A 6074-nucleotide genomic window follows, 5' to 3' on the forward strand; every position below is an offset into this window, starting at 1 on the left:
GACAAAGCAAGTGCATTACTTTGCGCGTTTAACAAATTAAGAAAACAAGGATTTTATCAAACTACAATCCATTGTACAATCAAACATTTAAACAATCTTATTGAACAGGATCACAGGCATGTAAAGAAACGTTTTACCAAATCCGCAGGATTTCAAAATCTTCGTCATGCTTCACGTACGTTAAAAGGTATCGAGACCATTCATGCCCTATATAAACAAAGGCGAAGTCTTCAAAGAGACTCCGCTTTTTCAACGTACAATGAACTTCAACAATTATTAGCGACTTCCTAAACATTGTTCCTCATTTACCAACTTGTTTATGCTTTTTTCAAACTTTGCAACAGAACCAAGAATAACGTATTTTTTCATTTTAGGGGGCATTTTGTTTTGGGGAACAATGAATTTTTTAGTTTTAATGTATTGTATTAAAAATCAATATGCTAATACCGAATAATATACTTATTTCCAATAAAAATAAGATACCTCTGTACACCCAATACGGAAAAAGCTTTTAGTACATTTATAAATAGCATCGCTCCAACTGCTTAACCTGAACCAACATTTAATTTCTAGAAATACTGCACTGTTTAGTTAATTTGTATCACGTACAATTTTATATTTTGTTATAAAAAGAATGGATAAGATAGTTATGAGTAAGCCACAACATAGTAGAATGTTAGATATAGAAGTGCCAAATGTTAAGCATATAGATACGAAAGCATAAGATAGCGGAACTAAACCGTTCGAAGAGGCATTTACGAAACTCATAACTCTCCCTAGCTTATCTGTTTCACTGTTTTCTTGAATAATAGACACCAGTGGTACATTAATCATAGAAGACATGAAGCCCATCATCACAAGTAAAAGGATTCCTTGCCATAAAACATACATTTGACCAAGGAGAGAAAGAAAAATACCAAGAAAAGAAATAAGTATTAGAATAGAAAGACCTCTATTTTTCCTAATATTTAAAAGCCCAATCAATAAAGCGCCGCCTAGCATTCCTCCTTGATAAGAGCTTTGTAAAAAACTTACCTCAACTGCCTTTCCATGTAATACCTCGCTCGCTAATAATGGAATTCCCATAAGTAAAGGGCCAAAGAAGAGGACGTTTATTGTCATTAAAATAAAAAGTATAGATTTTAAAAAAGGCATGTTCCATACATATTGAAAACCTTCTAATAGCTCTTGTCTGGTAGATGCTTGCTTAGAAGACGGTGAAGAATTTTTTTCTTTAATACATAAAGTGAAAGCGGATGTAATTAATAAAAAGCAAGCAACGAAGAGAAATAAAACCGAGAAAGAACTAACTGTAATAATCCAGCCGCCTATCATTGGTCCGGCAAACATTGCAACTTGATTGGAAGTTTGAATAAAGGAATTAGATCGAGTTAACATCTCTTTTGGGACTAGAAGAGGAAGAAGAGACTGATTCGCTGGTGAAAAGAAAGCATCCAGAATTCCAAATAGTAGTGCAAAAAACAGTAACGACCATAAATTTAATAGATGTAAATGTAATAAAGTAATCATTACAAAAACCAGTAAAAAACGCGTGAAGCTAGAAACCAACATAATTTTTGAACGTTTAAAGCGATCTGCCCATACACCTCCAACAGTCATTAGGAGGACTCGCGGGATTAGAGTTACCATCATGACAATCCCAAGTGCTGATTCCTGACCTAAAGCTCGAATAACATACCATTGCTCTGCAAATAGGTAGGTTGAAAGAGCAAGAAAAGAAGAGGTACTAGATAACCAAAGAAATAAGAATGCACGATTTTTAAATAATGACATGCTTGTATACTTAGGTTGAACTTGTTGTGATATAAATGGCTCACTCAAAGAATATTCCTCCCCACAAATAATGAATTATAAATCTTCGTTAAAGAGCAGTTGATCAATTTCAAAACCTGTGATTGTAACATAAAAGTTTTTATTAGTATCAGTTTCTGTGGAAGCTGCTAAAGTTTCTTTAACAAGGTTTCTATACTGATTTAAAAACTTTATAAATTGTTCTTCTGTTAATGAGAATTCTGTTTGCATCGAGATACTTGGCCAATCTTCAACATGGGAAGATGTTAAATCGAATGAGGTATCTGGAGCAGTTAATACTCTTGTTTGTGCACGATGTAATACTTCTAAATAGGATTGTCTTGTTGCCTGTTGCGATTCAATGTAGTGAAGTAAGTGATTTGCAGGAATAAAGCCACGCGAAATAGTCTGATAGTACTTTAAAATATTCCCTCCCTGTTCTTCTTTTTTTACTAATTGAATGATGTTGTGTTTTTCTAGTTCGCGGAGGTGATAGAGTATTTTTGCGCGAGAAAGATTTAAAAGCTGAGCAAGTTGATGACCTGTATATGGCTTTTCGACTAAGTATATAAGCATTTTTGTACGTAATGGATCGCTTATTACTTTTAATTGTTCATATGTTTCGATAATGGAAATGGCTTTTTGTTTCATTATGCATCATCCTTTTTTTAACCAGTTAAATTTATTTAACTCAATTGTATTACAATTTTAAATAAAAAGAAAGTTAATTTAGAAAGTTCTGAATTAAAACAAAGACAGTAGGATTCCATGTAGGGGGCCTACCACACACATCCATCAACTTAAGAAAACAAATCCACCCCAAAACGAAAAAATGAGCTCTTTTATTACAAATTAGGACAAAATCTCATTCTGGGGGGAGTTGTATTTTGTTAGCTTGATAGCGATGTAGTACAGCCACATCGCTATCAAGCTAACAAAACAAAATACTCCCTAAAATGAAAAAATACGCTATTCTTTCTGTACAATCATAGGAAAGGATGGCGTTTTTGTATGGCTATTTCTGTATCTGATGAATTACAGCTATTTGCTCAAGAGATTCAAAGCTTTTTATCTCCAAATATCTTACGAGATCTAGCTAGAGATGTTGGTTTCGTGCAACGAACCAGTAAATACCAAGCAAAAGATTTAGTCGCTTTATGCGTATGGATGAGTCAAAGTATTGCTACGACTTCTTTAACTCAATTATCTAGCCGTTTGGAAGCATCAACAGAAGTGCTCATCAGCCCTGAGGGATTGAATCAACGATTTAATCAAGCGGCTTAATTCAAAAAAGGAAACCCGTTAGGGTTTATTTCGTATGCAAATCTTTAAAGCATCTATATATAGACTTTCCAAAAAAAGAAACAATCTCGCTAATAATTGACGTTACATGAGCTTTATAGTTTTTGCACCAGAACCCAAGTGGCTCTTATATGTTTGCTAAAATGTGGGTATTTATGGTGACACTCTACTAATAAAAAACATCATTTCCATATATTATAGATTGTAATTATGATTTTTAAAGTTATACTTTTTGTATAACTTTAAAAATTTGTATTATCAATTATACAGGAATAATAACTACTCAGCTATACCTTTAATTTAGGAGTTTCATAGGCGAAAAGTCGGTCTATTTTTTTTGCTATAACACAAGCATGTGTGATACCACTACATCTTGTGATAAAACAGATAAACATATTTTTTAGTAATTTTCCCCAACTATCTTATATCTTCATGAGGTGACATTTATATAAGTTATGTATTAGGGTTGAGTTTTTAGGAGGTTTAAATGAGAAAAATATTGCCAGGGGCCATTTTGTCTCATACCCAGTATGGGTATTTAAAGTTACCGAAAAATGTCAAAAGTCAGTGTCCTAAATGCGGTAAATCAAGTGAATTTACGTTAAAAACGAATTTTTACCAAGTTACAAAAAGGGGATTATTCGCAGAAGGGCTTTGTTTTGAATGTCAAAAGCCATCAGAATTTGTGATTATGTTTAATGATTATCCGAATCGAATAAATAAAGAAGTAGAAGTAGAGGTTTATATTTATAGTCCTTCGGATTTAAGAAATCCTTTGGATCAGCTCGAACGTAATAAACATATCCCTATAGACCTTGTCAGGGCATATCGCTCTACTTTAAATGTAAAAGATAATTCTGCTGCTGCAGTACTGTCAAAACGAGTTCTTGAAAGTGTCCTCAAACATTTTCTTGGAGAGCAAAGTAATGGGCAGTCTCTTTCCCAGCAATTTGAGCAATTGCCAGAATATATCGATTTAACTAAACCGATTCAAGATATTGGCCACATCGTTCATCCCGACAGTCCTCTTTATGGGATGCTTGAATTGCAACAGGAAATTGATGATGAAACAGTAGAATTATTAACAGAATTATCAGAAGTCCTTATCGAATATTTATTTGTGTTGCCTGAAAAAATCGAATCAGTACATGATAAGATTGAACAGAAATTTCCCAAGGGATAGCACGCACATTTTAATGGGTTCTGGTGCAAAAATCATTTAATAGAGACATAGGGAACCTACACAATCTGTTCAATTCCAGATTATGATACAATTCCAAATAAATTATGTACAAATTCAACTTCATTTTGGGTAGACTTCACCGGTTCTGTTGCAAAGTTTTCTACATGAAGCTACACTCTAGAGAACAGGATCATAGGCATGTAAAGAGACGTTTTGCCAAATCCGCAGGATTTCAAAATCTTCGTCATGCTTCACGTACGATAAAAGGTATCGAGACCATTCATGCCCTATATAAACAAAGGCGAAGTCTTCAAAGAGACGCCGCCTTTTCAACGTACAATGAACTTCAACGATTACTAGCTACTTCCTAAACATTGTTCCTCATTTACCAACCTGTTTATGCTTTTTTCAAACTTTGCAACAGAACCACTACTGATATATTAACCTTTTCAAAACTTTTTAAAGTTCTTCTCTTCTCACTCTCTATAAAAGGGGTTTTTAGCTTTCGCCAAGCCGAACATACCAAAAACAAGGAGTTAGGTTGCTCGACTTGGACTAGCAAAATTATACCAGCTGAACCGCCCAATCCTATCGATTCAAGCAATAAGCTTATTCCATATTCCATTACGTTAAGTTCCCGGGGGCCAGCACTCACACCCAAAAACAAGGAGGGAAATACAAAAGTACATAGAATTTTATTTTTGAATCGATATGGAAATATTTAACTCATAAATAAGGGGAGCATAATGAAGAATTTAAAAACAATACTTATATGTACATTATTAATACTTCCTATCTTATTTGTAATATTGTTTTTTGATTTTATATTATTAAATTTATTTGGATTGAAATATGATTCAATAGGATCTTTATTAATCTTTTTTTTCATCTATTTATCTTTGGAAGTACCTATTTCATTTATTGTAAATAGTTTTATAAAAGCTTTTAAAACAGTAAGAATACTTAAATCTAGTAAAGGATTAATTTCTTTTATTTTAAATGTAGGGATAACTTTTTTGAAATTTCAATAATTGATTACTTTATGGTAAGTATTTTTATTCCTTTGAGGGGAATGATATTGTTCTCTATCATAAGCGGATTAATTGATATGTTACTCAGAGATAATGAACCAGAACCTCCAGATTTTGATAGTGAAGAATTTAAAAAAATAAATGATAGATTTTCATAAAAAAAGAGAGCTATTAGGCGTACCGCCCACATTTTAACGGAAATATACGCTAAGTAATTTTCGACATCAAAAAACGTTGATTTTACTACTCTAAGCAAAACATTTAATCTCAAAAACGTAGGTATTTGAGACAAAAGAACTTCAACCTAAAATAGGCTGAAAATAGCTTGAATAGTGTCTCAAAACTCATCTTTATATCAAAATCTCAATTCAAATTGTGTTATTGAGTTTTGAGAATCCCTTAGAGTATAAAAACGTTAAAATGTGCTTGCTACCTCACTTTCAAATACCATCATAAGCAAAGTAATACAACCTGATTAAAAATTTTGAATAGATGGGGTAGAACCACACATCCATCAACTTAAGGATTTAGACTATTTTTGAAGCTAAAAGCACGTTACTATTCTCTTATGTTAATGAGAAAGGGTGACGTGCTTTTTATGAATATGCACCAAAAACAAGAGTTATCTTTATTTGCTGAAGAGTTATATCGATATATGTCTCCCGCTACACTTAATCAACTAGCTATAGAAGCAGGCGGGATGAAACGAAAACGTAAGTGCCACGGGCACCATTTCTTATCTTTGT

General features: G+C 33.0%; 6 protein-coding genes and 3 pseudogenes. 6 read left to right on the forward strand and 3 right to left on the reverse strand.

Going from position 1 to position 6074, the window contains the following annotated elements; all coding sequences use genetic code 11:
- On the forward strand, positions 1 to 291 hold a 291-nt coding region (locus BLV40_RS27450), incomplete at its 5' end, for a DDE-type integrase/transposase/recombinase (RefSeq protein ID WP_139265638.1).
- A 300-nt stretch (positions 292 to 591) separates the two neighbouring features.
- Here the strand turns inward: BLV40_RS27450 and BLV40_RS27455 are convergent.
- Both BLV40_RS27455 and BLV40_RS27460 read right to left on the reverse strand, forming a co-directional pair.
- Positions 592 to 1842: an MFS transporter gene (locus BLV40_RS27455; RefSeq protein ID WP_088099328.1), complete on the reverse strand. Its 1251-nt coding sequence runs from the start codon at positions 1840 to 1842 to the stop codon at positions 592 to 594.
- Positions 1843 to 1869: 27 nt separating this feature from the next.
- On the reverse strand, positions 1870 to 2463 hold the full coding sequence (locus tag BLV40_RS27460) for an ArsR/SmtB family transcription factor (protein WP_090695778.1): 594 nt from the start codon (positions 2461 to 2463) through the stop codon (positions 1870 to 1872).
- Positions 2464 to 2823: 360 nt separating this feature from the next.
- Here BLV40_RS27460 and BLV40_RS27465 point away from each other — a divergent pair.
- The 3 genes and pseudogenes from BLV40_RS27465 to BLV40_RS27475 form a co-directional block, all read left to right on the forward strand.
- Positions 2824 to 3093 (forward strand): annotated as a pseudogene (locus BLV40_RS27465) (IS4 family transposase); the annotation flags it as partial.
- Between the two features lie 508 nt (positions 3094 to 3601).
- Positions 3602 to 4297, forward strand: a complete 696-nt coding sequence (locus tag BLV40_RS27470) for a DUF4145 domain-containing protein (RefSeq protein WP_090695780.1) — start codon at positions 3602 to 3604, stop codon at positions 4295 to 4297.
- A gap of 182 nt (positions 4298 to 4479) precedes the next feature.
- Positions 4480 to 4668, forward strand: a pseudogene (locus BLV40_RS27475) (DDE-type integrase/transposase/recombinase); the annotation flags it as partial.
- A gap of 26 nt (positions 4669 to 4694) precedes the next feature.
- On the opposite strand, the gene BLV40_RS27480 reads toward BLV40_RS27475, so the two are convergent.
- The gene (locus tag BLV40_RS27480; RefSeq protein WP_090695782.1) at positions 4695 to 4922 is read right to left on the reverse strand and encodes a hypothetical protein; all 228 of its coding nucleotides are present in this window, start codon (positions 4920 to 4922) and stop codon (positions 4695 to 4697) included.
- Between the two features lie 121 nt (positions 4923 to 5043).
- Here BLV40_RS27480 and BLV40_RS27485 point away from each other — a divergent pair, with 121 nt between their 5' ends.
- Positions 5044 to 5328 (forward strand): YrvL family regulatory protein, encoded by a 285-nt coding sequence (locus BLV40_RS27485; RefSeq protein WP_090695784.1) that lies wholly within the window; start codon positions 5044 to 5046, stop codon positions 5326 to 5328.
- 598 nt (positions 5329 to 5926) lie between these two features.
- Positions 5927 to 6074: pseudogene (locus tag BLV40_RS27490) on the forward strand (IS4 family transposase); the annotation flags it as partial.

The sequence above is a fragment of the Bacillus sp. 166amftsu genome (genome assembly GCF_900107445.1).
GTDB classification, from domain to species: domain Bacteria; phylum Bacillota; class Bacilli; order Bacillales; family Bacillaceae_G; genus Bacillus_A; species Bacillus_A arachidis.

Bases quoted from the DNA above. Each gene is read 5' to 3' on its own strand.
- BLV40_RS27470 (WP_090695780.1), top strand. From the start codon at position 3,602: ATGAGAAAAATATTGCCAGGGGCCATTTTGTCTCATACCCAGTATGGG.
- BLV40_RS27485 (WP_090695784.1), top strand. From the start codon at position 5,044: ATGAAGAATTTAAAAACAATACTTATATGTACATTATTAATACTTCCT.
- BLV40_RS27480 (WP_090695782.1), bottom strand. From the start codon at position 4,922: ATGGAATATGGAATAAGCTTATTGCTTGAATCGATAGGATTGGGCGGT.
- BLV40_RS27460 (WP_090695778.1), bottom strand. From the start codon at position 2,463: ATGAAACAAAAAGCCATTTCCATTATCGAAACATATGAACAATTAAAA.